Genomic DNA, 26,501 nt, shown 5'->3' with positions numbered 1-26,501 from the left:
ATCTCATATCCGCAGTCTGTTTTTATTCTATGCCCAATTTTAATTCTATGTGCCTTTGTTATAAAGATAGACCGAACTGTCTATAACAAGAATAGAAACTTCTATATAAAGGAGCGAACACGAATGAAACAGCGTAAACATATTTTGTATAGTCAACCGCGTGCTCATACAATTGGAAATGTAGAATATATAAACGAAGAATGGGTATTTTTTGACGAAGAAAGCGACGAAGCTTCTTTGCTAGAAGACATGATTGGAGATGGGTTTGAAGTTTTATATAACAACAATTGGTTACCCGCTCGTTTTTATGAGGATCATATTTTACAGGTAGCAAATGAACATCATCCGTTGCAAAACGGTGAAACGATTCGCATTCGAAAAAAATTAATAACAAGCTATCATGAATGGATAGAAGAACTGCCAGATTCGGCTTTTTCACTTGTAACCGAAACATTACAATCACTGGGATACTCTCTATACGACTGCATCTATGCTCACAATTTTTTATCATTCCAGCCAAAAGACCAGCCATGCAAAGGCGTTAATATTCTCTTATTTGATAATGAAGAACTAATTTGTGCCCTCCATCATCATTATGTCCGCTCTTCTACAAATAATAAGGATCTATTTAAAATTACAAAAGCGGATGGGGATGAATTACACATTGAAATGTAAAAACAAAAGCACTTTATCTCGTTCTATAAGCGAGGTAAAGTGCTCCTTTGATTAAGCAAATGGCGAAAATCCTAGCGGTAATCGTAAACCAAGATATAATACAACTACAAACATAATAACAAATTGAGCCCAAAACGCCCCTGTTGCTTTCTGTTTACTTGCTTTCACAAGAACCATTTCCATTGAAGCAATTACCCAGATGCCAACAAGCATTTTAATCCCATACATCATAGGCATCCAGTGGACGTCTTTATAAATTAATAACCCTGATGCAATAATTAAAATGTACAGTAAGCGAACTACCATGTGCATGCCTTTTGCCTGTTTTCCACTTGTATACATCGAATATGCCACAAAAAATAAAATAATCCCAAGCGCCCATGCCGTAATGTGCATATGTACCATATAAATTTCTTCCTCCTCTTTTCCCAAACTTTTTCACTTTATATGATACCACGTTCATTTCTTTACAGGAAATATTTCGCTTTTTTGTCACTTAAATGATATAATATTTAGAGTATTTACAAACTTCTTGTAAAAACAAAAGGGGGAACTAGCATGATTCAAACAAAGGACATTATCGAATTAACAGAAACTTACGGCGCAAATAACTATCATCCACTTCCAATCGTAATTGCGAAAGCTGAAGGTGTTTGGGTAGAAGATCCAGAAGGCAACCGTTATATGGACATGCTCAGTGCATATTCTGCTGTAAATCAAGGTCATCGCCATCCAAAAATTATTCAAGCACTTATCGACCAAGCTGGGCGTGTTACATTAACATCACGCGCATTCCACAGCGATCAATTAGGTCCTTGGTATGAAAAAGTTGCGAAATTAACTAATAAAGATATGATTTTACCAATGAATACAGGTGCGGAAGCTGTTGAAACCGCTATCAAAACAGCAAGACGCTGGGCATATGATGTGAAAAAAGTAGAAGACAATAAAGCTGAAATTATTGTCTGCGTAGATAACTTCCATGGCCGCACAATGGGTGCTGTATCCATGTCATCCAATGATGAATATAAACGCGGATTTGGACCAATGCTTCCAGGTATTGTTGTTATTCCTTACGGCGACATCGAAGCATTAAAGGGAGCAATTACACCAAATACAGCTGCCTTTATTTTAGAGCCAATCCAAGGCGAAGCTGGTATTAACATTCCACCAGCAGGATTCTTACAAGAAGCATACAATGTATGTAAAGAAGAAAATGTATTATTTATCGCAGATGAAATCCAAACAGGCTTAGGCCGTACTGGAAAATTATTTGCATGTGATTGGGACAATGTTATTCCTGATATGTACATCCTTGGAAAAGCGCTAGGCGGCGGTGTATTCCCAATTTCTTGCGTTGCTGCAAACCGTGACATTTTAGAAGTATTCGAGCCAGGCTCTCACGGTTCTACATTCGGTGGTAATCCATTAGCTTGTGCAGTTTCTCTTGCTTCTTTAGAAGTACTATTAGAAGAAAAATTAACAGAACGCTCTTTACAATTAGGAGAAAAGCTGTTAAATCAATTACGTGAAATTGACAATCCAATGATTACAGATGTACGCGGAAGAGGATTATTTATCGGTATCGAATTAAATGAATCTGCACGCCCTTACTGCGAACAATTAAAGGCAGCTGGTTTACTATGTAAAGAAACACATGAAAATGTAATCCGCATTGCTCCGCCTCTTGTTATTTCTGAAGAAGATTTACAATGGGCATTCGAAAAAATTAAAGAAGTATTATCTTAATACGAAAGAAGGTTGCCCGTTAAAAGGCAACCTTCTTTTTGCTATACAATGGTCCTAACGATATATAACAGACTAGCTAGAATAGGAAACATGAGTAAAATACCGATGACACATGATATCCACACATGCTTCCATTTCCACCAACTACATACACTCCCTTTCCAAAACAAAAACAATGAAAAAGGAATGACTAAAAATATAGCTGTACCAAGTCCAGGCACATACCCTCTCTTTAAGATTGCCCCTACAAGATGAACAATCCCATTCATAAAAATCATGGCCTGTGTAAACAACACCATATATAACGTAATCTTCTTTAAAAACAGATTGTGTATAAACACAACCCCGCACACAAAAACAGTTAATATCAGTAACGCTATGAAAAAATGCTTAGATTGCAGCATATTCTCTTCCATTTGAACCGGGCGGAAATACTTCATTTCCGGAAAAAAATAATATTCTTCTGCATTATGCAAAGCAAAAATAATGGGGATAAACCAGAAGTATGGAGAACGCGCCTTTTTATTTGACACCATTACGGAGCGTTCCAACATCTTCTACAGTAACAACAACCTCATCACCAGCATGCAAAAATCGCGGTGGGTGAAATCCCTTTCCAACTCCAGCAGGTGTTCCAGTTGCAATAATATCTCCTGGTTCTAACGTCATCCCTTTACTTACAATCGAGATAATTTCTTCAATAGAAAATATCATGTTTGCCGTTGAAGATGATTGACGTACTTCCCCGTTCACCTTTGTTTCAATTTGAAGATCATTCGGATTCGCAATCATTGAGTGATGTACAATAGCAGGTCCCATTGGACAAAACGTGTCAAAGCTTTTTCCAAGGAAAAATTGCTTATGCTTCTTTTGAATATCTCTGGCTGTAACATCATTTATAATCGTATAACCAAACACATAATGAAGGGCTTCTTCTTTTTGAATTTCCTTTCCGCGCTTGCCGATTACAATGGCAAGCTCTCCTTCATAATCAAGCTCACTTGTCGCATGCGGATGACTATAAATTTGATCTCCATCGCCAATTACCGTTGTTGGAGCCTTTGTAAACATAATAAGATCTTCTGGAATGGTTCCCTCTTTGTCCATTTCGATTACATGCTCACGATAGTTTTTCCCAACACAAAGAATATTTTTTCTTGGTCTTGGAATAGGAGCTAATAACTTAACTTCCGATAATGAATAATAAGCATCTTTATCATGTTCTTTCGTCCATTCGACAATCTCATTTACTTTCGTAATAAAGGATTCTCCTTGTTCAATGCACTCTAACATCGTAATAGGAATCGTAACTTTTTCTCCTTTTTTCCTCTGCGCTTCTCTTACATGCAACACCGTTTGTGATGTTTCGTCTACAACACCAACAAACACTTTTTCATCTGTTTTTGCTGTCACAAACCGCATATTTCCACATCCCATCTTCAAATTCATACTGTAATTGTATTCGTACCTATTAACAAAAATCCTCCCAAAAATATTTTTAATTTACAATATTCTCTCTAATGTTCACATAATCGAAAAATTTTTTTGCCAAAATATGTAGAATTCCTTCTTCTTTTAGCGAATACGTTTCTTTTTTATGGAAAGTTTGTATAATATGTACTACAGACACACCTAAAATCTATAAGGAGACGGAGCCGATTCTATGTTTGAGCAAGCAATTGAAAAAAAACGTGAAAAAATGAAATACTTGGCCAAACGATACGGAATGACATCTCAAAAAACGGTTAGTTGTAGTCAAGAGCTGGACAGGCTCTTGAATGTTATATTACTCATACAAATAGATGATACGCCAACTCAACATACAGACGTGCACTCTCACTAAGTGCACGTTTTTTATTTTCAAAAAACAGACACATATTTGCCCAGACGCCCATACAATAATAGAGTAATACTCCCATCATAGACATTCGGAGTAAAAAGGGACAAATACAAAAAATTTTTCACATGAAAGGTGTTTTCTATGCCTGCAATGGTTGGACACATTAATATTGTTAATATCGGATCAAGCGGTGTATTGCACATTGGGGATGTATTTGCTATTCGTCCTATTAGTTATTCCCGTGCATTTGCAGGAGCGGGGTCTTTTAATGTTGGAGATAATGTAGCTGTATATAATTACGAAAGTACGACAAATGTAAATGATAATGATGTTATCGATCAGCCAATCACTGCTACTTATTAAAGGAGGGGAATAGAAATTGAAACTCTTTGTACATCAAAGTATTATCATTAACAATTTAAGGGTAGATAGTATTACAACTTCATCTGTCTTTCAAATCGGAAGTGCCGGCAGTATTAAAACATTATCAAAGTTTTCTAATACAGGCGGATTCACACAACCAACCCCACCGCTAACAGCTCAGGGACAAATTATTTCTATTTCCCCTCCTCCTAGTTCTTCTTAACGTACTAATATCATAGACATATACCAATACACCCTCCAGATCGAAAAGGAGGCTTCTAGCAGTGAGTCAAGATCTATATACTTATTTACAGCAAATGCAACAATTCATTCAACAACAACAAGAGAAAATAAACGCTCTAGAAACACAACTAGCGCAGCTAACAGAGCAAATAGAAGAACTAAAACAGCGTCCATCCTCTTCCATTGGAAAAGTCGAATATAAATTTGATCAGCTAAAAGTCGAAAATTTAAATGGTACATTAAATATAGGATTAAATCCCTTTACAGGCAAAGGAGAAATGATTGAGGACTTTAATGTGGATACTGAAACATTAAAAGTAAACCCTGAAACCCAAGTAAATCCCGATTTTTATCAAGACATCATTCAAGAAATGCACCGCTATCTAGACGAAGAAGCATATAGTCGTATTCTTCATTTTGAGCAAGAAGAACGGACACCTCTCGACGATATGTACCGTCAAATGATGATTGATGATATAAAGCAACAAATGGAACACCGTCTTCCGTACTATTTATCTCAAGTACAGCCGCATCCAGAAATTACATCTAACCCACAGTATATGAAAGATGTCATTATCCAAGCAATGAAACAAGATATCGATAAAGCATTTCTTTCCTTTATTCAGCATATACCGCGTAACTTCCGAAAGGAGTAAATGCATATGAATTTCACTGTTATTAATCATGAAATCAAAGTAGGAAACATTAGAGCGATCGGGTTATCTTCGTCTGCTTTATTCTTAGTCGGTGATGCAAACTTCATTATTTCATCTTCTATTTTAGATACACCATTTGAATCTGTTACAGGAGGTCCATTTGTACCACTCGTAACTGCTGTACCTACTACTCCTAGATAAGGAGGACTCATTGTGTTTCGACATATTTCTGTTGTACATCAACCTTCGGTTTCCTCGCTAGGACTTAGTGCCGTTGTTCAAATTGGTGATACAAATCACGCAGAGTTAAAAAGCAGAGCGATTATCGTTCACCGCGAAATGCCTAACTTTCTTTCTAAAGAAGGAAGCTTCGAATCATATGAAATATTTGTCGATGACGAAATCACAATTCCAACTCGCGTAAACGAAGTACAAATGAAAGTTATTAATAAAAATCCTTTTATTGAAGTAAATCGCATTACTATCCAAAGCATGCTAAGCGCGTCTTGTCTTCATATCGGATCTATTGATTATGTATTTGCAAACTCACGCATTTTACAAATTCGCCAATTTATTGGTTCATCACCAAAAGACGGGGGTGACATATAAATAGATGTACACTCCACTCCGAGCGGACGCTTTCCGCGGGCGAGAGCGAGCCTCCTCGGCAAGCCTGCGGGGTCTCACTTTCCTCGCTATTCCCGCAGGAGTCGCCACTCTCCGTTCCGTGTATGAAAAATGATTCATTTTTAAAAAATCAACCCCATGTTACGGTGCTGAACCAATTTGTTACAAAAGAACCTTTTCGCCAATAAGGCATATAGTACCATAAAAGGAAATTGAAGTAGGTGAAAATATGCCGTCTCTTGTTGGAAACTTAGTCGTTCAAAATAGTAACGGTTCTTTTAACTTAGGGGATTTCTATAATGTATCTCCGAAAGAAAATACGAAAGCTTATAACGGATCAGGTTCATCAAATGTTGCCTTTATCCTGAATACCTTTAATGGTGTAAGTGGTACAAATACATTTGATTCTGATGTAGCTGATCAAGATCAAATTGGAACAGCATAAGAAAAAACGGAGGGAATCCCTCCGTTTTTTCTTTCTCCCGCTACTTTAGGGAAGTAAGAGCCCATCTAGGGGATAAAGCCCCCCACTGATGGAAGTTTCACTTTATCAATCTACTCGCAATACGTGACTGCCATCAAAGAAATATAAATATGTTTCTTTTACGGATTGATGCAAACTTTTCTCTAGCGCTTTCCGATAAAGTGCTAGCTGTATTTTGTACCGCTCTTCTAATATTGGTCTCGCTTGTTCGAATCCACCTGAGAAACGCCCTTCAATTGCATCTGTTTTAAAATCAATTAAAACGAGGCCATCTTCTTCTTCAATCATGCAATCAATAACCCCTTGAACAAGGATGGATTCGTCTTGTTCATCTGTCCAATCTTGATATGCTTCATCTGCAGATAACATCATCGTAAACGGTACCTCGCGCTCTACGTACTTTGCAGTTAACAGTCGTTTTCCAAGTTCTGTTTCAAAAAAGGCAACAATTCTTTCCGGTGCGATTTCTTCTGCTTGTTCAAATGTTAACAGCTCTTTATTTACCATTTCTGCAATTTGTTCTTGAATCACTTCAATTGTTATTGCTTTCGCTAAGTTTACATGCTGCATAACAGTATGAACAGCCGTCCCGCGTTCTGCATACGTAAGTCCTTTTTTCTCCATAAAACGCGGACGCGTTTCAATCGGCGCACGAACTCGTTTGATAAACGCCGTATCACTACCTTCTTCTGCTTGGTAATTTCGTTTAATTTCCGTAACAGATTGCTTGGCACGGTGCGTTGCCGCATCCTCGAATCCGTATTTCCATGTTAGCCTTTTATATACTTCCCCTTGTCGTTCGCTGCATAAAGAAACGGCTTTTTGCTCACGAAGCGCTTCCAGTAACTCTTGCTTTTCTTCTTTCATTGGCTCTGGCGCTTGCAACTCTGCCACGTCAACCGCTTCTACTTTCCAGTTTGCATCATATTCATATATTTCAGCTGGAATACTTCCTTGTCCCATCTCAAAAAGCATATCACTATCTTTATGTCTGCATAACGATGGTACAATCCAATCTAAGTAACAAGTTGCCCCGGCACGTACATAATCAGGCAATAACCAGCCTGTATGCTCTCTTGCATCTTGCCATTTCTGTATTTCTTTTTCTTTATCTTTTACTGTCCCAATTAAAATGAGCTTTTCTTTCGCACGTGTTAATGCTACATATAAGACGCGCATTTCTTCCGCAATCAGCTCCATTTTCATTTTGCGCTTAATCGCGAGCTGCGATAATGTCGTATATTTAATGCGCTTTTTCGGATCAATAAACTGCGAGCCAAATCCGAAATCTTTATGCAATAAGAAACGCTTCATTAAATCTTGTGTGTTAAAACGTCTGCCAAGCCCTGCTACAAATACGACTGGAAACTCCAGTCCCTTACTTTTATGAATGGTCATAATGCGCACAACATTTTCTTGTTCGCCAAGCGCACGCGCTGTTCCCATATCATCACCGCGTTCTAATATCCGCTCAATAAAACGCAAGAAACGGAATAAACCACGAAATGAAGTCGCTTCATATTGACGGGCGCGATCATATAACACACGAAGGTTTGCCTGGCGCTGCTTACCAGCAGGAAGACCGCCGACGAAGTCATAATAACCCGTTTCTCGGTACACTTTCCAAATTAAATCCGAAAGCGACTGCTGACGCGCAAATTCACGCCACTCTTGTAAATGCTCGAAAAACCATGATAGTTTCTCATGCAATTCTTTCTCTTCCTGAAGTGGTGCTCCTTGCAAGAAAGAGCGCAGCACTTCATAAAAAGAGCTCTTTTTCCCGTGAGAACGGAGTATCGCCAGCTCTTCATCTGTTAATCCAACAATTGGCGAACGAAGCACAGCTGCTAACGGAATATCTTGCGCTGGATTGTCAATGACGCGAAACAGGTTCATCATTACATTCACTTCAGTCGCTTCAAAATAACCAGTCGCCAGCTCTGCATAAACAGGAATACCTTGTTGTTTTAACTCTTCCATAATTTGCGGCGCCCATGGCATAGAGCGCAGTAAAATAACAAAATCACGATACGCAACGGGACGCATACCATTTGTTTTTCGGTCATAAACTTCATAACCAGAATCGACCATTGCTTTTATTCTTTGCGCGATGAGGCGAGCTTCTAATTGCGCCTTTTCTAATTCCACACCTTCCTCTTCATCCACTGCCGTACTATCAGATTGATGAATAAATAACAATTCCGCTGATGGATCCGCCCCTTCTGGATAACTCGCGCCAAGCTTCAACTCAGCGTCTTCATCATAATCAATTTCTCCGACAGCTTCGCCCATAATTTGTTTAAAAATAAAGTTTGTCCCTGCTAGTACTTCATGACGACTACGGAAGTTTTTGGCCAAATCAATTTTCATGCCGCCATCGATACCTTCAGATGTAAAACGTTTATATTTCCCTAAAAATAGTCCTGGCTCTGCTAAACGGAAGCGATAAATGGACTGTTTTACATCGCCCACCATAAATAAATTGCCGTCTTGCTCCGAATCTTTTGTGACAAGCTTAATAATCGATTCTTGTACAAAGTTCGTATCTTGATATTCATCAACAAGCACTTCTGTAAATTTATGACGATATTGCCACGCAACTGGTGATGGACGCATTTCTCCCTCATCTGTACGCTCGCTTAAAATTTGTAGGCAAAAATGCTCTAAATCTGTAAAATCAACCATTCCTTTATCGCGCTTAATCGCTTGGAACTGTTCTGTAAATACTTTTACAAGATCAACAAGCTTTTGTAAAACTGGGTGCATATCTTGAAAATCGCGTAAAAAACTTTCTGGACTGCGGCTAAATAACTCTTCCTGCAGTTTCTTTACTTCATCCTTCGCTTTATTCCGCAATGCATCAACTTGTTTCACAATCTCTTCATTATAATCACTCTTTTTAATACGCTTTAACGTTTGCCAAGAAACAGTTTGCATTGCCTCATATGTGCTTGTCCAAGAGTGACAAGCTGCTTCGGACAAGTTCTGAAGTAACAAAAGATCCGCTTGCAGCGTTTCGACGCGCGGTGCTGGACCATCTGGCAACATCGCAAGTTCGAGTGCTTTTACGACATATTGCTTTGCTGTTTCCAGCTGCACCTTTACATCTTCTAATAAATACGAAGCATACATTAATTCTTCAATTGCTTTTCCTTCTACGTCATATGCTTCAACTAATTTATCAAGCCAGCCATTCGGATCTGGATGCGCTCTTGATTCAGTATGGAGCGCAAAAATCATCCGCTGCAGATCATCATCAGTGCGGTCGCTCGTATAACGATCTACAAGTTCAAAAAACAACTCATTATTCTCCATGCCGTACTCTGCTTCTAATATGTCATCCAGTACTTCTTCTTTTAATAATTCATTCTCTGTCTGATTCGCAATGCGAAAACGCGGGTCAACATCAAGCATATAATAATACGTTCGAATCACTTGTAAACAGAAAGAATGGATTGTCGAAATCGATGCTCTGTTCAATAGACTGAGCTGCTTTCGAATGTGCGGCGAAGCTGGATCATCAATTAATACTTTTTCTAACGCTTCCCCAATTCGATTTTTCATCTCTTGCGCCGCTGCATTTGTAAACGTTACGACAAGCAGGCGATCAACATCAACTGGATCGTCCTCTCGAATCATTTTACGAATAATACGTTCAACAAGTACCGCTGTTTTTCCCGACCCAGCTGCAGCTGCAACTAAAATATCACGGCCATCCGCAACGATTGCTTTCCACTGATCATCGGTCCACTGACTTCCTTCTGGTTTTGCTGGCCAAGTTTGAATCATGACTGGGTCTCCTCTCTCATCTTCTCTAACGCTTCACTATCTTTCATATCTTGCAGTGCCCTGAATTTGTTATCTTCTAACGACTCATCAAATTGACAAACAGAGCGGAAATTACAAAACGTACATGCTGTTTTATTCCCCATTTTATACGGAGCAATATCGATGACACCTTCTGTAATATCTGTCCCGATGTTTTCAAATGTACGATGTACGTATTTTTGCAGTACATCAAATTCTTGTTCGCTCGCAATATCAGAACGAGCACTAAAACTACCATCTTTTTTAAGGCCCGCTGAAATGATATTTGAGCTTCCTGTCGTTAACGTGTTATCCATTAACCGAACGACATCAGCGTCTCCAATTACGAGTCCCTTCATTTTAAATTTCTTTAAAATTTCTTGTTCAATTTCCGACTCCGACACGTCACCTTTCATTTCAACAATTGGATTATGAATATGGAAATACAGGACTCCGGCAGGATTTACATTTCCGCCGCGCTCCATCCATTTGCTTGCGTTTGTTGTGACAACATCTAAATACGTCAGCATCTGCAATGCCAAACCGTAATATACTTCCGTTAAATCTAATTTTTTCGCGCTCGATTTATAATCAATAATACGTAAAAACGTGCCTGCTTCATCTTCCGCCTTATCAACGCGGTCAATTCGTCCAACCACTTCCATTTCCACACCATTTGATAATTCAAATTTCATAGCTGGCAATGAGTTTGTTCCGCCCATACCAAATCCGACTTCTAAATCAACAGGTACAAATCCGCTCGATTTTGCATGCTCTCGTAACACAAGTGAAGTACGGAAAATAATTTGCTGCAATTTATGTTTTAAATAATGATGCCTGTTAGAACTTAATAAAATTTGGCGCTGCAAAAGCGGTGCTAACTCTTCGATTACTGTCACAGAAAGATATTCACACTCTTTTACCGTTAAATCAGCCCAAGTACGCTTTTCTTTCAATAATTTATCAGCAATCTTTTTCAGCGCAGCATGGAACAGTTCCCCGATATCCGGTGCATCTAATTTGAAAATATCACGTTCTTTTAAAGATAAGCCATGCTGTGCAAAATGAGCGTACGCACAGCGATTAAAGAGCTCCATACGTGAGACGCTGCCTTTAATTTTGTCACCGTATAATTCCTCGCTTACAGCAGGACTTAATTTTCGCGCCCGGTTTCGGTAGAACAAACTGGATAACACACGAGTGCTCTTTTGCTTCCACTCCGGCGTTGTAACATAAAAATTGTATACATCCCACCAGAAAGAAAGATTTCCCTCAAAGCCGTATCGTTTCCAGTTTTGCAGTTGCTGCGTTAAATATGAAAGTGTCACTTCTGGCGTTGCCACATATGAAATTTGCTCACTATGAGACAAATCATTTACATCATTCGTTAAAAAGATTTCCGCAGAAGAAGGGAACATTCTTTTCACTTTCTTTATAAAGCTAGATGCTAATAGCGTCTTCCCTTCTTCATCTGCAAGTGGACAAGATATATATAACTTTTCCGCTGCCCTCGTTACCGTTTGATAAATGACAAATTGTTCATCGAGTAACTTTTGCCGCGCTGTTGGTGCCAGTTCGATCCCCGCTGAAACAAGTACTTCTCGTTCTTCATCAGATAATACACCATCATCTGACGGCGCCGCTGGAATAATCCCTTCATTTGCTCCAATTACAAATGCCGTTCGAATATTTGAAAGACGAGAACGGTCAATATTGGCAATTAACACTTGATCTAAAGACGGCGGAATATTCGCGAACTGGAGTGACTCGAGTCCTGTCGTCATCACATTTGTAAACATAGATAGAGACATTTTCTCTTCCCCAAGCATTTCAACGCACGTATCTAGCAGCGTGATGACTTGTTCCCATACTTGATCATGATCACTTGCAAATAAGAAATTCCCTTCTTCCTCTGCTTGCAGGCGTAACTCTTCTAATTTTTTCGGAACGTCTAGCTCTTCTAAAAACAAATAAACTGCTTCACACATACTCATTGTCGCCCTTGCTCGTTTTAATCGCTTTTGCAAACGAATAATCGGTGTGCGAACAATCTCACGAAGACGATTAATCTTTTCTTCCATTTCGCGTTCGCTATCTGTTTGACCGCCGTGTATACCATCTAATGAACGGTAGCGACGATATGTCCACGGCTCTTCCGAAGTCCATCGTTTCCCCTGCACGCCATACGCTAAGCAGTAATTTTCAAATTCGTCCATTTCATCACGCATTCTCGCTTTATTGCCATCTAACGGGTACAACAGTTCGGTTTTTATGCAGCGAAATACCGCGTCATAACGCCAATTCCCACTAATGACTTCTAACGCAGAGCGAATGAACTCAATTAATGGATGATGGAGCATTGGGCGTTTTTCATCAATAAAGAATGGAATATTATAATCAACAAACAATGTCCTCATCATATCGTAATAACTTTCACCATTACGAAGAAGCACCGCGATATCACGATAACGATACCCTTCTTCTGCTACTAATCTGCGAATTTCTCGCGCAACACCTTCCACTTCCGCCCGTAAATTAGCCGCAGCATATAGTGTAATGTGTGATTCACCTTGAAACTCTGCATAAGGACGAGAATCATAATGCGCCTCTAAATGTGCAAGTGCTGGTGACATAAAGCGTGGTTGTTCTCGCATGACAATCGTATTTTCAATAACAATTTTCTCTTCACTTGCTACTTGTTTTACTTTTTCATACGTGATAAGCGTTTGATAATATAAATCCAGTTCGCCTACTTGCTGTGATAACGTCTTTTCATCAATCGTGAGTGTAATTGTCATTTTTGCCCCGCATCGCAGTAGCTGCCTTACAATCTCTAACTCTTGCGGTGAAAATGTGTGGAATCCATCAATATAAATTATGCTACCTTTCACATACTCTGAATACGGTAGCTTTTCAAATAAAAGCTTCATATAATCTTCAGAATCTAAATATTTTCCAACTAACGCTCGTTCAAAATCATCATATAGAAGCTGCAAATCATACATTTTGTTTGCTAACAGTTTCTGTTCATTTCCATTGCTATGAGCCTCTAATTCTTGCCACATTGCATATACATTTGACGGCGTTAAATTGTAGCGTTTAAATTCCGTAATCATACTGCCAAGTTGTTCAAAAAATCCGTTTTGCTCTGCTGCTTTCTGAAAAACATATAATTCTTCTTTACGCGCCTCAACAATTTTACGAAGCAACATATGCACACCAGATTCATCAATATGAAGGCGACTTGCTCCGCCTACTTCTTGAAGCACCTTCCAGGCTAACCGTGAAAAACTAAACACTTGTGCACGAATAGAGCCGCTTACGTCCCCACTAATTAATGCTTGCTGCGTTTGGAATGTCATTTGCTCTGGCACAAGATATAAAATCGTTTCACCTTTTGGACGATGCTGCAAATCATGCTGTACTTCTTGCAAACACATCGTACTCTTTCCACTTCCAGCTCGTCCTATTATAAATCGAAGTGACATGTAAACCCGCCTTTCTATAAGTGAACTTCGACCAATCAAAATCTATCCCGCATTAACGGGCAGTAAGACCCCCACCTCAAGATTGAGAAAGAATCGAAGAAGATAGGTGTGGGATAACTGCCCGTAAAAGCCCGATTGGTTCAACTAATAATCAGAGGGGTGATGAAGAAAACCCCCTCTGATTAAAGTTTCACTTTATCCGAAAAAGAAGGTAATTCGAAATTTCGAATTACCCTTTAGAGAAATTTGTTTGTACTTCATTGATTGGCCAATAGCGTAAATCAACTTTTCCAACAACTTGTTCTATTTTTACAAATCCGAAGTGACGACTATCCCAGCTTCCTAAACGATTATCTCCAATTACAAAGATAAACCCTTGCGGAACAATCTTTTCATCTGTTAACTCTTCTAGGGTAAAGTCTCCGGTTAACTGTCTTCCATGAATTTGTTTTTTGTATGCATCTAAATACGGCTCTTCAATAAATTGTCCGTTAATATATAGTTTATCATGTTTGTATGCAATTTGGTCTCCTGGAAGTCCAATAATTCGTTTTACATAATCTTCTTGTTTATTCGCATGAAAAACAACAACATCAAAGCGGTTCAATTCACCGAACTGATAACCCACTTTATTCACAATCAGCATATTACCATCTTGAAGCGTAGGCATCATCGATTTCCCTTCTACCACGTACGTTGCAAAGAAAAAAGTGCGGAAAAATACAGCTAATAAAACACCTACTAAAATGACTCTCATCCACTCTATGCTTTCTTTTTTCCACTTTCGCTTCATCATGCCACATCCCTTTCTCTTTTCTATAACAGGGGTGCGCTCACTTACGAAGTTTAGTCTCTGCTCAGTTCAAGCTTTACTTCAATTTTCTTTCCAACGTACCATAAAACAAAAATGATACCTAGTACGATCGTTGTTTTTACCGGCTTATGCATAAAAGAGGTAAGATCATGACCAACGTAACTTAACATGAAAATCATCACAAGTTTACCGAGTGAAAGTGCTAAAACAAACTGCCGCTTACTAATACGCGACAAACCCGCTACTACATTGATAAGCGCTGACGGTGTAAATGGAAAACAAAATAAAAGGAAAATGGGTGCAAATCCTTTTCGCTCGATCCATGTCATCGCACTGCGAACTCGTGGATGCCTATTTACAAAAGCAAAAAAGCGACTTCTTCCAAAACGACGAATGATAAAAAACACAAGCATCGCTCCTATACATGAACCGAGCCATGAATAGAAAAAGCCAAGCCATAATCCAAAGGCAACTGCATTTGCCATCACAAATAAAAAGAGAGGCAAAGCTGGAATAAACGCTTCAATCATCGGAAGTCCAACGCCAATTAACGGACCAAATGCCTGATAGCTCTTTAACAAATGTTCCATATTTTCTATTGTGAAAAATTCTTTAATTGTTTGAAAATCCATCCTACTATGTACCCCTTTACATGCTCTAATGAATTGTAACTTTTTTCTGAATGAAGAGGACATTACACTTCCTAGAAGAACGCGATTTGTGCAACTCCATGAGAAAAATATTTCTTGACTAACGTTTCCGTTTACCTTTTCTTGTTATTACTTTACCATTATTAAGCAATAAGGGGAAATGATATATCTGACAACTAAATATATATTTAATTTCCATATTTCCTAGAAAAAATCCTTTTTCAAATAACAAAAAAAGGATGGCAAATGCCATCCTTTTTTACTATGATCTATAAGATTATAGTTTTACAACGTTTTTAGCTTGAGGTCCACGGTTACCTTCTTCTACTTCAAAGCTAACTTTTTCGCCTTCTTCTAAAGATTTGAAACCTTCAGTTGTGATAGCAGAGAAATGTACGAATACATCGTTTTCGCCTGGAACTTCGATGAAACCGAAACCTTTTTCGTTGTTAAACCATTTTACTTGACCTGTTTTCATAATAACTTCCTCCTGAAAATAAACATATTTTTTAGTTTTCACAACATAAAAAAAGAATCCACACATTATCAAATGCGAAACAGAACACATACATAATTTTTCTCGCTAGCTTCACGGCACTTGATAATATATGGATTGCTTGATTTAAGAGTATTCAACTATACATTAACTATACCATATTAAAAAAAGAATGTACAACATAAAAACCATTTTTTTTTAGATGGGCAAGAGCGGCTAGTCACGCTTCGAGCGGTCAGGGCCCTTTTCTGCCACAGGCAATGTAAAAACAAAGGGAGGTGCATATCACTTTTTGTTTTACATAACAGCAACTTAAATGTTAAAAGATCAAAGTAGATATATATAAACAAAAGAACCGTCGCTTATTGGGCGTCGATTCTTTTATTTTAGAAACTTATATAATGAAAAAAGAGTTCAAATCCGTTTACTTGTTTACGAACGAAAGAATCATTATTTTTTCGTGTAACGAATGTACGATGCATCATTGTAAATCCACTGATTCCCACCTACATTTAACCAGTTTCCTGATTGCCCCCACACTTTGTACACTTCTCCTTTTTGCACTTTACGAATAATACGATTACTCGTTGATGGGCCAGAACGTAGATTCACATTATTTCTATTAACATATACCGTACCTTGCGCCTTATTCGATTGCTGCACTTTTGCCCCGCTTGAAATAGCATTTCCATTATAAGCTTTTAGCACATCCGCACGAAATTGTGCTTCCGATATACCGTGACTAGCTAAGTAAGATAATGGATCTTCGTGATCAGTACCACCGAACTTATACGTAACGTCTTTATGAGTCAATAACCCTTTCGATGGATGAATATTGCGGTTACGCAAAATCTCCGCTAGCAGTTTTACATAACGTTCATAGGACTGTTTAAACTTTACTGGATTTTTCGTCTCACTTAATTCAACTTGAACAAATCTCTCATTCGCAGTTGGCCCTGCCCCCCACGCACGATATTTTGTACTCGCAGTCTGAATCGTCTCATCCCAATCAACAACATAATGAACAAAAGCGGATGACCATGTACGAGACTGAAAACGTTGAATATTAATTGCCGGTACTTCAGGAGTAGCAGTTGAATGCGCTACAACCCCTTCATACATGCCTATACCATTGCGATATGGTTCCTTAGGCAAATTTGGAATAATAAGTGTACTATCAGCAAACGCACTATTAACCGAGGTTAATAACGTGATAGATGCTACAGTTACAGAAAATAGTAGTTTCATAGGTTTCATTTTTCATCACCTTCAAAAAATCTTGTTTGATTTATGTAAAAAAATAACTAAAAAGCCCCGGTCAAACTTTATTGGAAGAATTGAGAAATAATAGAAAAATTAACTATATAATAATAGATATATTTTTGGGACTCAACTATATAAATACAAATTAAAAAATGGCATAGAAACACTCTCTTTTTAGATGAACGAGAACCTCTGGCCATGCATAAAATTCCCTTCGACATAAAGACTTAGCATAAAAGGAAAAAGTAAGAACAAATTTGGCAGCGATTTATATATATTTACATTATCTCACATAATTACTGGTAAAAACAGATAAAAAGTTCTGCTGATGTATGAATAAGAAGAAGGATAGTTCCTTCTTCTTATTCCATATGATCAATCTTCTTTTTTAAAAAGATACATTTTTTCATATGCTGGCGTTAGTTCTAAAACCTCATTTTGATTCACTAGTAAAAATTTTGTCGCCGCTTGTTTTCTTTTTCGATCTTCAAATTCGGCACGAAGTTGTGCAGTTCGATTTCTCTGATTTTCAAAACTGTTTTTAGATACTTCTAGCTTAATGGTTTGACCGTTTATGAATTCAATTAGAATATTTCCATGCGGAAGCTTGGTTACATTTTCGATATGAAAATGCGATAACCAAGCACACTCTTTGCGAGAGTAAGAAAATGTGGGGAAAAAATAGATATAATCTGTAGGACTAATTGCAATCGGTGCTTTATGCGTAAAGCCTGTGTATTCCTTCGTACCATCTTTTCGCCCGCCAAAGCTAGCGCCATATTGACGACAACTTTGTTCTACAATCTCAAGCGGCTTTTGATACACAAAAAATTCATCATTTTCTTCAATTACACGCGTTACAATACGTTTATCATTTAAAACGATTGGAAGCAGCGCAATCGTTTTTGAATTCACAATGTACTGCGGCGTGTATCTTTCGACTTTACCAGTCATTTTCTTCCTCTCCTTTGTCAATTTTGGATAATTTCATGCAATTATCTACATGGATAATTGTACCATTTTATACAAAAAATAATTGATATTTTCAATTTTTTTACAATCCCTTATTAATTAATTAAAAATTCTTTTTATACGTTTGTATAAATAACAGAATGAAACTACATAATCTTCCAATAGAAAATAAAATTATTTGGTAGACAATTTTATTTTTCCCATTTTGAAATATTTGTAATAAAAGAGAGAGTCAGCAGGGTAGCTGACTCTCTCTTTTCTCATCGTGTAAACTGCTCTGCCTCAGTAGATCCTTTCAATGCTGTCGTTGACGAAGTTCCGCCAGTAATCACTTGTGCTACTTCATCAAAATATCCTGTACCAACTTCTCGTTGGTGACGCGTTGCTGAGTAACCGTACTGCTCTGCGGCAAATTCCGCTTGCTGCAGCTCTGAATACGCAGCCATACCTCGTTCTTTATAACCGCGCGCTAGCTCAAACATGCCATAGTTTAGCGCATGGAAGCCAGCAAGTGTTACGAACTGGAATTTATAGCCGTAAGATGCAATTTCTTTTTGGAAGTTTGCAATTGTTTTATCGTCTAATTTTTTCTTCCAGTTAAAAGACGGTGAACAGTTGTAAGCTAGTAGTTTTCCAGGGAATTTTTTATGGATTGCTTCTGCAAAGCGTTTTGCATCTTCTAAATTCGGTTCTGATGTTTCACACCAAACAAGGTCGGCATACGGTGCATATGCTAAGCCGCGTGCAATCGCTTGATCCAGTCCAGCTTTCGTCCGAAAGAACCCTTCTGGTGTTCTTTCCCCTGTAATAAATGGTTGATCAACAGGGTCGATATCACTCGTAATTAAATCCGCTGCGTCAGCATCTGTTCTCGCAATAATGAGCGTTGGCACTCCCATTACATCTGCCGCAAGACGTGCTGATATTAAATTACGCACTGCCGTTTGTGTTGGGAGTAATACCTTTCCGCCTAAATGACCACATTTCTTTTCAGAAGAAAGTTGATCTTCAAAGTGAACACCAGACGCCCCTGCCTCAATCATTCCTTTCATCAGTTCAAATACATTGAGTTGCCCGCCAAAACCTGCCTCTGCATCAGCAACAATTGGCACGAAGTAATCAATATCACCGCTTCCTTCCATATGCTGAATTTGATCTGCACGCTGCAGCGTTTGATTAATCCGTTTCACAACCGCCGGCACACTGTTTGCCGGATACAAACTTTGGTCTGGATACATGTGACCTGATAAATTTGCATCTGCCGCTACTTGCCAACCGCTTAAATAAATTGCCTTTAACCCCGCCTTTACTTGCTGCATTGCTTGATTCCCAGTTAATGCCCCTAACGCATGAATGTAATCTTCGCTATGGAGAGAATTCCAAAGTTTTTCTGCACCGCGGCGTGCTAACGTATATTCAATATCAACCGATCCGCGAAGACGAATGACCTCCTCTGCAGAATACGGACGTGTAACTCCTTTCCAACGTTTATCAAGCTCCCAGCTCTCTTGTAATTGCAAGGCTCTTTTATTTCCCATTACTTCCATCCCCTTTTCCCTTTATAAAATCTCATAGCCCGGTAACGTTAAAAATGATACGAATTCATCATTACGAACAAGATTTGTAAATAGGTTCGTAGCTTCGACAAATCGTCCTTTTTCAAATCGATCACTACCAATCTCTTGCTCTATTTTCTCTAATTCTTCTGCTTTAAACTGTTCTACTAATGCAAACGTAATTTTTCTTCCATCCTCGAGCTTTCCTTCCTTGTGACGAATCCATTGCCACACTTGTGCCCTTGAAATTTCTGCAGTTGCCGCATCTTCCATTAAGTGATAAATAGGTGCAGCTCCCCTGCCGCTTAACCACGATGCAATATATTGAATACCAACACTAATGTTTGTACGAAGACCTGTTTCTGTAATCGTTCCCACTGGAACTTCTAATAAACTTTGTTCTGTGATACGTATTTCTTCCCGTTTTCGATAGATTTGATTTGGCTTTGTCATGATGCGATCAAATACTTCCATCGCCACAGGAACAAGTCCCGGATGGGCAACCCAAGTCCCATCATGTCCATCACCAGCTTCGCGCTCCTTATCAGCGCGCACTTTTTCAAATGCTGCTTCATTTGCTTCCGGGTTGTTCTTAATTGGAATTTGCGCTGCCATCCCTCCAATCGCTGGTGCACCCCGGCGATGACACGTTTGAATGACGCGTAAACAATACGCGCGCATAAAAGGAACACTCATCGTCACCTGTGCCCGGTCCGGAAGTAAAAACTGTTCATGATTGCGAAACGTTTTTAAGAAACTAAAAATATAATCCCAACGTCCGCAGTTTAACCCTGCTGAATGATCACGAAGCTCATATAAAATTTCATCCATCTCAAATGAAGCATGAATCGTTTCGAGCAGTGCCGTTGCTTTAATTGTTCCATGCGGAATGCCAACGTATTTTTGCGCAAATACGAACACATCATTCCATAATCTCGCTTCTAAGTAACTTTCCATTTTCGGTAAGTAAAAGTATGGACCGCTCCCTTTTTTTATTAACGCCCTTGCATTATGAAAAAAGAACAACCCAAAATCTAATAAACTCCCAGATACTTCTTCACCATCTACTAACACATGCTTTTCTTGTAAATGCCACCCGCGAGGCCGCACCATTAATACAGCTGTTTGTTCATTGAGACGATATTTTTTACCATTTTCATTTTCATATAAAATCGTTCCCTTAACTGCATCTCGTAAATTTATTTGCCCTTCCATTGCATTTTGCCATGTTGGTGCATTCGAATCTTCAAAGTCCGCCATAAACACACGCGCTCCTGAATTGAGGGCATTAATAACCATTTTACGATCAACCGGTCCTGTAATTTCTACGCGCCGATCTTGTAAATCATTCGGAAGCGGTGCAATCATCCAATCATCCGCCCTAACATTTACAGTTTCCTCTAAAAAGTGTAACAACTCTCCTGCATCAATTCTCTTTTGCTTTTCTACTCGTTTCTGTAGTAATTCCTTACGGCGTCCGTTAAAATTCTCATGCAACTCTTTTATAAATGCGAGTGCTTCCGGTGTCAAAATCTCCAAATACGCCGGTAATACTTCTCCAACGAGTGTAACCCGCGAAGTTTGCGTCGACATATTAGCCTCTCCTTTTCACAAACTGTTTTATAACAGTTTTGATTTTTATGTTTATATTATATAACATAAAAATCAAAAGGGAAGGATTTTTTAGAATTTTTTAACAATATTGCAAAATTGGTTTATATGTACTTTTCACATTCCTTGTAAAGGGCGTACCGAATAACTGCGTGACAATAGTCATTATCATTGTAAATTTATGTTAAAATCTATCTAAACGGGATTCGTTGAATAGTGATAAGTTATTCAGCAACGCTAAAAAGGGAGAGAAAGAAATGTTACAATCACTGATTTTCGATATGGATGGAACTCTATTTCAAACAGAAAAAATTCTAGAATTATCACTCGATGATACTTTTAACCATTTACGGTCACTAAATTTATGGGATGCAGTAACCCCTATTGATCAATACCGTGAAATTATGGGTGTACCTTTGCCAAAAGTTTGGGAAGCTTTGTTACCTAATCATTCCAATGAAATAAGGGAACAAACAGATGCTTATTTTCTGGAAAGATTAATTGAAAACATAAGAAGTGGGAAAGGTGCTCTATATCCTAATGTAAAAGAAGTTTTCAGTTATTTAAAAGAAAATAATTGTTCCATTTACATAGCAAGTAATGGTTTAACGGAATATTTACAAGCAATTGTGAGGTATTATCATTTGGATAATTGGGTTACTGAAACATTTAGTATTCAACAAATACAAACGCTCAATAAAGGAGATTTAGTTAAAACAATTATAAATAAATATGATATAAAAAAGGCAGCAGTAGTTGGAGACCGGTTATCTGATATAAACGCAGCTAAAGATAATGGTTTAATTGCAATTGGATGTAATTTTGATTTTGCACAAGAAGAGGAACTTGCTCAGGCTGATTTAGTGATAAATGACTTAATAGAGTTAAAAACAATATTGCCTCAAATGAAAATCGTTTACTAAACTAGCTGGTGCTTTAACTGAATAAGCGAAGTAATAAATCAACGCTCAGAATGATAGATTTCTGAGCGTTGATTTATTACTAGGTATGCGATTTATCCCGTATTAACGGAACTATTTGGTATACAATATTATACCTTTTTACCGATTATGTTTTCCGTTTCCCTTTTCTTCATGCTTTGAAGAATTTCCATGCTTATTTTCTTTTCGTTGCTCTTTTTCATACTCTTGCTGTTCTTTTTTTTGTTCGTGATATTCTTTTTTTTGTTCTTTTCTTTGCTCTTGTTCCTCTTTTTTCTGTTCGTGATCTTCTTTTTTCTGTTCTTTATTTTCTTCTCGATGGCCGTTATTTCTTTCCTGCGGCTGCTGTACATGAGCTGGTTGCTGTTGTTCGTTTTCTTCTTTCTGCTCAGTTCTGTCTTGTTGCTCAGAAGACGAAGAATTCGCTGGTGAATCTGAATGAGACGATGAATCCGGCTGCGAATCTACTTCAGAAGGTTGTTCCTCTTGTACTTGCGGCGCAGGGGAAACAGGTGATTTCTTCTTCTCATTTTCTTGTTTCAGATAAACCCCTGTGCTGACTCCTGCTTTTTGGGCATCCTCCCTCATCTGCATCGTACTTTCCTGAAATATGACTGTAACATGTTTTGCGTCATACTCACTTTTTAACTCTTGAATAGTCTTTTGCAGCTCTGGTTCCAATGATTTTTCTTTTGCAACAGATGTTAACGTAACTTGCTTGTCACTCGTTAAGTATCCATCCTCTTTGCTTTGTTTTACAATTGCACGCACTACGTCTTGCAAATGCTCATTTTTCCACCGTTTTAATTCTTTTAAAATTCGCTTGCCATCCTCATTGCAAGCTCGTAATTCCGTAACACGAAGATCCTTTGTCACACTCGCCTCTATGCTTGGGTTAATATCGATAGAAACATAGGCAAGTGCTTTTTCTTCTGGCTGATTGAATAAAAACAAAAAGACACATAGAAAACAAGTAAAAATTAATGATGCCGGTTTTAATATAGAAGGAACTGAAAAAGACACTTGTCTCTTTTCTTGTTCAGGAAATACGATTTCCTGTCCGATCACGTAAGAGTTCAACTTTTTCTTACAATTAATAAATTCTCCGTCCGGTGTCAACACAACTATGCTGCGTTTTTTTATATCCATCACAATCCCTTTATTCATTACCCTGCCCACCTCTTATATATTCTTGAATGTATACGTAATTGTTTACAAAAATAATGCACATAGCAATGATATATTTCCTATGCCGCTCCAGCGTTTTACGGCTTGTTCTAACATGTGGTTCAATTTGTTTGAGAGGTAACTTTTTCTTTCGGAACAGCTCTTCTATCATTTTCTCTTCTTTTACAATAATCTTTGCAATTCCTATTAAATGCTCCCGCGTATCACGATGCTTCGGAGACTCTTTAGCAAGCTCAGCAAACGATATTTTAAATTCAGATAGCACGTTTTGAAAATGAAGAATTTCTTCCTTCCGGTTGCTGCTTTCCATCTCTTTCATATATTCCGTAAGGGCTGCTTGCATTTCTAATGTTTCCTCTTGCTGGTCTTCTTTTAAAAAGACGAGGTTATGCCTAGACTCCTTACGAATATAGTCAATTACATCTCTTTTTATAAGAAGTTCAGCAAACGAAAGAAAAGATTTCCCTTTTTTATATGAATATTGTTCAATGGCTTGATGAAATGCAAACAGTCCAATGCTATATTCATCGTCCTGCTCCGTAATATAACGACGACAGACAGCCGAAATCGATTTTCGAATAAAAGGTCGATACTGAGCGATAAAAGCTTCCTTATCTTCTTCATTTTTTTGTATCTTAAATACTACGTCTTCTATTGTCGATTTTTTTACGACTTTCATCAATAAACTTAACACAGGTAGTCCCTCTCCTCCCCTCTGCTAAAATAGCAAAACGGTCACTAAAGAAGTGACCATTTCACTACAGTATTTCCATACTTTTCTTAGTGCTTATCTTCATGTTTCTCTCTTTGTTTTTCCTCATGTTTTTCTTCACGCTTTTCTTGACCGACTTTTTTACCGTTCTCTTCATGATTTTCCTTTTGTTTGGATTTTTCATGATTCTCATGAGAAACAGCAGCTTTATGTACTGGTTGTGCTGGTTGTACTGGTTGTGCTGGTTGTGCTGGTTGTGCCGGTTGTGCTGGCTGTGCTGGTTGTGCTGGTTGCGCTGGTTGCGCTGGTTGTGCTGGCTGTGCTGGTTGTGCGGACTGCTCTATTTGTGATGGTTGTTCGACTTTATTTGTGTCTTCCATTTTTTCAGAAGTTTCTTCTATATTTTGATCTACTGGCTTATTTTCCTGTGCAACAACATGCTTTTGCTTTTCTTGTACTTTTTCTATTTTAACAGCAATTCTTGCAAAACTCTTCTCTATATTTTTGGAAATTGCTTCCTTCGCCTTCGGATTTTTCACTTTATCAAGCGCTTTTGCTAATGCTTCGATATTGTGTCCAATATGTACTTTTACTTTTTCCACTTCTGTTTTTTCTTTGTCAGCTGGCTTTTTTGTTTCTTCTTTTTTTGCGTCAGTAGTCTTTTCTACTTCTGTTTTCGTTTCATCAGCTGGTTTTGCTGTTTCTTCTTTCTTTACGTCAGTAGTCTTTTCTACTTCTGTTTTCGTTTCGTCGGCTGCTTTTTCTGTTTCTTCTTTCTTTACCTCAGCAGTCTTTTCTGTTTTCGTTTCTCCTGAAAGCTCATCCGCTTTTTCTAAGTTTTCAGCTGCTTTTTCTAATGTATCTTGTGTGAAATCATCTTTCCCCTTTTTCATTAACACATCCGCTTCAGCAATGCGTTCTGCCGCTTGTTCAGATAGTAGCTTTGCCTTGTCTAAATCATTGTTCGCAAGCGCCATTTTAATATCTTCTACCATCGTTTTTACAAAGTAAAAGAAATCCCCTTGCACTAAAGTCGGCTTTTCTGTCTCTGTTGTTTTTGCTGCATCTGTGTTGCTGCTAGCATACGCCGCCGTCCCCATTAAAAATGGACTGCATGCCATCATTGTTATCATAGTTCCTTTTAATAGTACCTTTTTCATCTCATCTTTCCTCCATTTGCTTTCTTTGCTATACATATTCGGAAGGAAAATGAGTTTTAGGGGGGTCAGACAAAATTTTTTCATAAAAAATAAAAAACTGACTTTCTGTCACCTTTTTCAATACATATGAAAATTACTCTTCTATTTTTCTATCATCCGTAAACTTCTAACTATATGAAATATCATTGTACTAAATAATATAACGAGAAATATGATAAGTGAAATTGTAGAAAATCCGACTTCTTTTTGCATTGCAATTTGTGCATTTTCCCACGTACTATATACACCAAATGTAATAATCTCAAATTGTAACCAACCTAATAATGTGCGGGAATGTAAATATAATTGTTGTTTTTGCGCCTCTGTAGCATGCGAAGGATAGTTAAATAAATGAGGAAAACGACTTAAAACATGAAATAATATATAGAATCCTAACCCAACAATCGGATGAATAAAAATATTCCCTTTCCCGCCAAATCCATCCGCTTCTCCATTCCATCCAAAATGAGTTGGAATCCTATGCGGTAAAGATAACCATATGAAGCCAATATATATTAGCATCACAACAATCCCAATAAGCGACAAACCGTCCAACCATCTTTCAAGAATTGTTCTTGGCGCAATCTTTTTCATCTCTATCTCCCTGCTTTCATATTATTTTTCATAGCTGAAAAAACAGTTTAGTAGATCAGATAATGAGAAGAAAATGTGTTATAGCAGTATACAAATCAATACCGACAGCGACTAAATTTACCTGTTAATCTACATGTATATTTTAACATAAATTTACAATCCATCCCCGGGATTAGGTTACTTATTTTCATAAACAATCTTTTTTTCAAAATAAGCAGCATACACTAAAAGTAAAAAAGAGGTGAAGAGCATGCCTGCAATTGTTGACAGTATTGTCATTTCAAAATGTAACGGAAATGTAAACTTAGGAGACAAATACAATGTAAATCCTCAATTCCATAATAAAGAATATCATGGCTCTGGAGCATCAAATGCAGCAAGGACACTGAAAATCTTTAATGGGGTTAGTACCTCAAATGTATCTGATAACGATCAAACTGATCAAGATATAAAATTCACATTGTAAAGTAGTGATTTATATATATCCAAATTAAAAAACCGACATAAAAACCTCTTTCTTTTTAGGGGAGGACGAGAGCATCTGGCCGTGCATAGAAGCGGTCAGGGCCTCTT

At 37.9% G+C, this 26,501-nt stretch carries 26 protein-coding genes and 1 pseudogene; 11 read left to right on the top strand and 16 right to left on the bottom strand.

Features of this window, described 5'->3' with window-relative positions:
• Positions 1 to 123 precede the first annotated feature (123 nt).
• Positions 124 to 675 carry a DUF2777 domain-containing protein gene (locus Q9306_RS03200; RefSeq protein ID WP_306195227.1) on the top strand — a complete coding sequence of 184 codons (552 nt, stop codon included), beginning with the start codon at positions 124 to 126 and terminating at the stop codon, positions 673 to 675.
• A 51-nt stretch (positions 676 to 726) separates the two neighbouring features.
• Here the strand turns inward: Q9306_RS03200 and Q9306_RS03195 are convergent, their stop codons facing one another.
• The gene (locus tag Q9306_RS03195) at positions 727 to 1,080 is read right to left on the bottom strand and encodes a YisL family protein (protein WP_306195225.1); all 354 of its coding nucleotides are present in this window, start codon (positions 1,078 to 1,080) and stop codon (positions 727 to 729) included.
• A gap of 153 nt (positions 1,081 to 1,233) precedes the next feature.
• On the opposite strand from Q9306_RS03195, the gene Q9306_RS03190 reads away from it, so the two are divergent.
• A complete protein-coding gene (locus Q9306_RS03190; protein ID WP_306195223.1) occupies positions 1,234 to 2,424 on the top strand; it encodes an ornithine--oxo-acid transaminase in 1,191 nt (396 codons plus the stop codon).
• A gap of 41 nt (positions 2,425 to 2,465) precedes the next feature.
• Here Q9306_RS03190 and Q9306_RS03185 read toward each other — a convergent pair whose 3' ends face one another.
• Both Q9306_RS03185 and Q9306_RS03180 read right to left on the bottom strand, forming a co-directional pair.
• Positions 2,466 to 2,960, bottom strand: a complete 495-nt coding sequence (locus tag Q9306_RS03185; protein WP_306195221.1) for an HXXEE domain-containing protein — start codon at positions 2,958 to 2,960, stop codon at positions 2,466 to 2,468.
• A complete protein-coding gene (locus tag Q9306_RS03180; protein WP_306195218.1) occupies positions 2,947 to 3,846 on the bottom strand; it encodes a fumarylacetoacetate hydrolase family protein in 900 nt (299 codons plus the stop codon). Before Q9306_RS03180 ends, Q9306_RS03185 begins: the two co-directional genes overlap by 14 nt.
• 241 nt (positions 3,847 to 4,087) lie before the next feature.
• On the opposite strand from Q9306_RS03180, the gene Q9306_RS03175 reads away from it, so the two are divergent.
• The 7 genes from Q9306_RS03175 to Q9306_RS03145 all read left to right on the top strand — a co-directional run bounded on the left by Q9306_RS03175 (position 4,088) and on the right by Q9306_RS03145 (position 6,598).
• Positions 4,088 to 4,267 (top strand): aspartyl-phosphate phosphatase Spo0E family protein, encoded by a 180-nt coding sequence (locus Q9306_RS03175; RefSeq protein WP_306195216.1) that lies wholly within the window; start codon positions 4,088 to 4,090, stop codon positions 4,265 to 4,267.
• Positions 4,268 to 4,405: 138 nt separating this feature from the next.
• Complete coding sequence (locus Q9306_RS03170) at positions 4,406 to 4,627, top strand: spore germination protein (RefSeq protein WP_306195214.1); 222 nt, start codon at positions 4,406 to 4,408, stop codon at positions 4,625 to 4,627.
• 16 nt (positions 4,628 to 4,643) lie between these two features.
• Positions 4,644 to 4,850: a spore germination protein GerPB gene (locus Q9306_RS03165; protein WP_098918548.1), complete on the top strand. Its 207-nt coding sequence runs from the start codon at positions 4,644 to 4,646 to the stop codon at positions 4,848 to 4,850.
• A gap of 61 nt (positions 4,851 to 4,911) precedes the next feature.
• Positions 4,912 to 5,526 (top strand): spore germination protein GerPC, encoded by a 615-nt coding sequence (locus Q9306_RS03160; RefSeq protein ID WP_306195211.1) that lies wholly within the window; start codon positions 4,912 to 4,914, stop codon positions 5,524 to 5,526.
• A gap of 6 nt (positions 5,527 to 5,532) precedes the next feature.
• Complete coding sequence (locus Q9306_RS03155; RefSeq protein ID WP_306195209.1) at positions 5,533 to 5,727, top strand: spore gernimation protein GerPD; 195 nt, start codon at positions 5,533 to 5,535, stop codon at positions 5,725 to 5,727.
• A 12-nt stretch (positions 5,728 to 5,739) separates the two neighbouring features.
• Positions 5,740 to 6,135, top strand: coding sequence for a spore germination protein GerPE (locus Q9306_RS03150; RefSeq protein WP_306195207.1), 396 nt, complete (start codon positions 5,740 to 5,742; stop codon positions 6,133 to 6,135).
• A gap of 247 nt (positions 6,136 to 6,382) precedes the next feature.
• The gene (locus Q9306_RS03145) at positions 6,383 to 6,598 is read left to right on the top strand and encodes a spore germination protein (protein WP_306195205.1); all 216 of its coding nucleotides are present in this window, start codon (positions 6,383 to 6,385) and stop codon (positions 6,596 to 6,598) included.
• A gap of 105 nt (positions 6,599 to 6,703) precedes the next feature.
• Here Q9306_RS03145 and addA read toward each other — a convergent pair whose 3' ends face one another.
• The 9 genes and pseudogenes from addA to aceB all read right to left on the bottom strand — a co-directional run bounded on the left by addA (position 6,704) and on the right by aceB (position 21,276).
• On the bottom strand, positions 6,704 to 10,426 hold the full coding sequence (gene addA / locus Q9306_RS03140) for a helicase-exonuclease AddAB subunit AddA (protein ID WP_306195203.1): 3,723 nt from the start codon (positions 10,424 to 10,426) through the stop codon (positions 6,704 to 6,706).
• Positions 10,423 to 13,932 (bottom strand): helicase-exonuclease AddAB subunit AddB, encoded by a 3,510-nt coding sequence (gene addB / locus Q9306_RS03135; protein ID WP_306195201.1) that lies wholly within the window; start codon positions 13,930 to 13,932, stop codon positions 10,423 to 10,425. Before addB ends, addA begins: the two co-directional genes overlap by 4 nt.
• Positions 13,933 to 14,161: 229 nt before the next feature.
• Complete coding sequence (gene lepB / locus Q9306_RS03130; protein ID WP_306195199.1) at positions 14,162 to 14,725, bottom strand: signal peptidase I; 564 nt, start codon at positions 14,723 to 14,725, stop codon at positions 14,162 to 14,164.
• 53 nt (positions 14,726 to 14,778) lie between these two features.
• Positions 14,779 to 15,378 carry a TVP38/TMEM64 family protein gene (locus tag Q9306_RS03125; protein ID WP_306195197.1) on the bottom strand — a complete coding sequence of 200 codons (600 nt, stop codon included), beginning with the start codon at positions 15,376 to 15,378 and terminating at the stop codon, positions 14,779 to 14,781.
• A gap of 295 nt (positions 15,379 to 15,673) precedes the next feature.
• Positions 15,674 to 15,874 (bottom strand): cold-shock protein, encoded by a 201-nt coding sequence (locus Q9306_RS03120; protein WP_035437341.1) that lies wholly within the window; start codon positions 15,872 to 15,874, stop codon positions 15,674 to 15,676.
• A gap of 480 nt (positions 15,875 to 16,354) precedes the next feature.
• A pseudogene (locus Q9306_RS03115) lies at positions 16,355 to 17,140 on the bottom strand (N-acetylmuramoyl-L-alanine amidase); the annotation flags it as partial.
• 390 nt (positions 17,141 to 17,530) lie between these two features.
• On the bottom strand, positions 17,531 to 18,109 hold the full coding sequence (locus Q9306_RS03110) for a competence protein ComK (protein ID WP_306195193.1): 579 nt from the start codon (positions 18,107 to 18,109) through the stop codon (positions 17,531 to 17,533).
• A 278-nt stretch (positions 18,110 to 18,387) separates the two neighbouring features.
• Positions 18,388 to 19,674, bottom strand: coding sequence for an isocitrate lyase (gene aceA / locus Q9306_RS03105; protein ID WP_371932302.1), 1,287 nt, complete (start codon positions 19,672 to 19,674; stop codon positions 18,388 to 18,390).
• A 12-nt stretch (positions 19,675 to 19,686) separates the two neighbouring features.
• The gene (gene aceB, locus Q9306_RS03100) at positions 19,687 to 21,276 is read right to left on the bottom strand and encodes a malate synthase A (RefSeq protein ID WP_306195189.1); all 1,590 of its coding nucleotides are present in this window, start codon (positions 21,274 to 21,276) and stop codon (positions 19,687 to 19,689) included.
• A 275-nt stretch (positions 21,277 to 21,551) separates the two neighbouring features.
• Here aceB and Q9306_RS03095 point away from each other — a divergent pair, with 275 nt between their 5' ends.
• Positions 21,552 to 22,217: an HAD family hydrolase gene (locus Q9306_RS03095; RefSeq protein ID WP_306195187.1), complete on the top strand. Its 666-nt coding sequence runs from the start codon at positions 21,552 to 21,554 to the stop codon at positions 22,215 to 22,217.
• 138 nt (positions 22,218 to 22,355) lie between these two features.
• Here Q9306_RS03095 and Q9306_RS03090 read toward each other — a convergent pair whose 3' ends face one another.
• From Q9306_RS03090 to Q9306_RS03075, 4 genes are all read right to left on the bottom strand, one after another.
• Positions 22,356 to 23,402 carry an anti-sigma factor domain-containing protein gene (locus Q9306_RS03090; protein ID WP_306195185.1) on the bottom strand — a complete coding sequence of 349 codons (1,047 nt, stop codon included), beginning with the start codon at positions 23,400 to 23,402 and terminating at the stop codon, positions 22,356 to 22,358.
• Entirely contained in the window at positions 23,395 to 24,117 is a 723-nt protein-coding gene (gene sigI, locus Q9306_RS03085; protein WP_306195183.1) for an RNA polymerase sigma factor SigI, read from the bottom strand. Before sigI ends, Q9306_RS03090 begins: the two co-directional genes overlap by 8 nt.
• An 86-nt stretch (positions 24,118 to 24,203) precedes the next feature.
• A complete protein-coding gene (locus Q9306_RS03080; protein WP_306195181.1) occupies positions 24,204 to 25,295 on the bottom strand; it encodes a DUF5667 domain-containing protein in 1,092 nt (363 codons plus the stop codon).
• Between the two features lie 141 nt (positions 25,296 to 25,436).
• Positions 25,437 to 25,928: a DUF1648 domain-containing protein gene (locus Q9306_RS03075; RefSeq protein WP_306195179.1), complete on the bottom strand. Its 492-nt coding sequence runs from the start codon at positions 25,926 to 25,928 to the stop codon at positions 25,437 to 25,439.
• Between the two features lie 250 nt (positions 25,929 to 26,178).
• Here Q9306_RS03075 and Q9306_RS03070 point away from each other — a divergent pair, with 250 nt between their 5' ends.
• The gene (locus Q9306_RS03070) at positions 26,179 to 26,394 is read left to right on the top strand and encodes a spore germination protein (protein ID WP_306195177.1); all 216 of its coding nucleotides are present in this window, start codon (positions 26,179 to 26,181) and stop codon (positions 26,392 to 26,394) included.
• The last annotated feature ends 107 nt before the right edge of the window (positions 26,395 to 26,501 follow it).

Origin of the sequence: Bacillus multifaciens, from assembly GCF_030756675.1 — a bacterium.
Lineage (GTDB): Bacteria > Bacillota > Bacilli > Bacillales > Bacillaceae_G > Bacillus_A > Bacillus_A multifaciens.
This window is presented reverse-complemented; position numbering and strand designations above follow the sequence as displayed.

Bases quoted from the DNA above. Each gene is read 5' to 3' on its own strand.
- Q9306_RS03145 (WP_306195205.1), top strand. From the start codon at position 6,383: ATGCCGTCTCTTGTTGGAAACTTAGTCGTTCAAAATAGTAACGGTTCT.
- Q9306_RS03110 (WP_306195193.1), bottom strand. From the start codon at position 18,109: ATGACTGGTAAAGTCGAAAGATACACGCCGCAGTACATTGTGAATTCA.
- addA (WP_306195203.1), bottom strand. From the start codon at position 10,426: ATGATTCAAACTTGGCCAGCAAAACCAGAAGGAAGTCAGTGGACCGAT.
- Q9306_RS03195 (WP_306195225.1), bottom strand. From the start codon at position 1,080: ATGGTACATATGCACATTACGGCATGGGCGCTTGGGATTATTTTATTT.
- Q9306_RS03095 (WP_306195187.1), top strand. From the start codon at position 21,552: ATGTTACAATCACTGATTTTCGATATGGATGGAACTCTATTTCAAACA.
- Q9306_RS03175 (WP_306195216.1), top strand. From the start codon at position 4,088: ATGTTTGAGCAAGCAATTGAAAAAAAACGTGAAAAAATGAAATACTTG.
- Q9306_RS03125 (WP_306195197.1), bottom strand. From the start codon at position 15,378: ATGGATTTTCAAACAATTAAAGAATTTTTCACAATAGAAAATATGGAA.
- Q9306_RS03200 (WP_306195227.1), top strand. From the start codon at position 124: ATGAAACAGCGTAAACATATTTTGTATAGTCAACCGCGTGCTCATACA.
- Q9306_RS03190 (WP_306195223.1), top strand. From the start codon at position 1,234: ATGATTCAAACAAAGGACATTATCGAATTAACAGAAACTTACGGCGCA.
- Q9306_RS03155 (WP_306195209.1), top strand. From the start codon at position 5,533: ATGAATTTCACTGTTATTAATCATGAAATCAAAGTAGGAAACATTAGA.
- Q9306_RS03075 (WP_306195179.1), bottom strand. From the start codon at position 25,928: ATGAAAAAGATTGCGCCAAGAACAATTCTTGAAAGATGGTTGGACGGT.
- Q9306_RS03070 (WP_306195177.1), top strand. From the start codon at position 26,179: ATGCCTGCAATTGTTGACAGTATTGTCATTTCAAAATGTAACGGAAAT.
- Q9306_RS03170 (WP_306195214.1), top strand. From the start codon at position 4,406: ATGCCTGCAATGGTTGGACACATTAATATTGTTAATATCGGATCAAGC.
- Q9306_RS03180 (WP_306195218.1), bottom strand. From the start codon at position 3,846: ATGCGGTTTGTGACAGCAAAAACAGATGAAAAAGTGTTTGTTGGTGTT.
- aceA (WP_371932302.1), bottom strand. From the start codon at position 19,674: ATGGAAGTAATGGGAAATAAAAGAGCCTTGCAATTACAAGAGAGCTGG.
- addB (WP_306195201.1), bottom strand. From the start codon at position 13,932: ATGTCACTTCGATTTATAATAGGACGAGCTGGAAGTGGAAAGAGTACG.
- Q9306_RS03185 (WP_306195221.1), bottom strand. From the start codon at position 2,960: ATGGTGTCAAATAAAAAGGCGCGTTCTCCATACTTCTGGTTTATCCCC.
- Q9306_RS03090 (WP_306195185.1), bottom strand. From the start codon at position 23,402: ATGAATAAAGGGATTGTGATGGATATAAAAAAACGCAGCATAGTTGTG.
- aceB (WP_306195189.1), bottom strand. From the start codon at position 21,276: ATGTCGACGCAAACTTCGCGGGTTACACTCGTTGGAGAAGTATTACCG.
- Q9306_RS03120 (WP_035437341.1), bottom strand. From the start codon at position 15,874: ATGAAAACAGGTCAAGTAAAATGGTTTAACAACGAAAAAGGTTTCGGT.
- lepB (WP_306195199.1), bottom strand. From the start codon at position 14,725: ATGAAGCGAAAGTGGAAAAAAGAAAGCATAGAGTGGATGAGAGTCATT.
- Q9306_RS03080 (WP_306195181.1), bottom strand. From the start codon at position 25,295: ATGAAAAAGGTACTATTAAAAGGAACTATGATAACAATGATGGCATGC.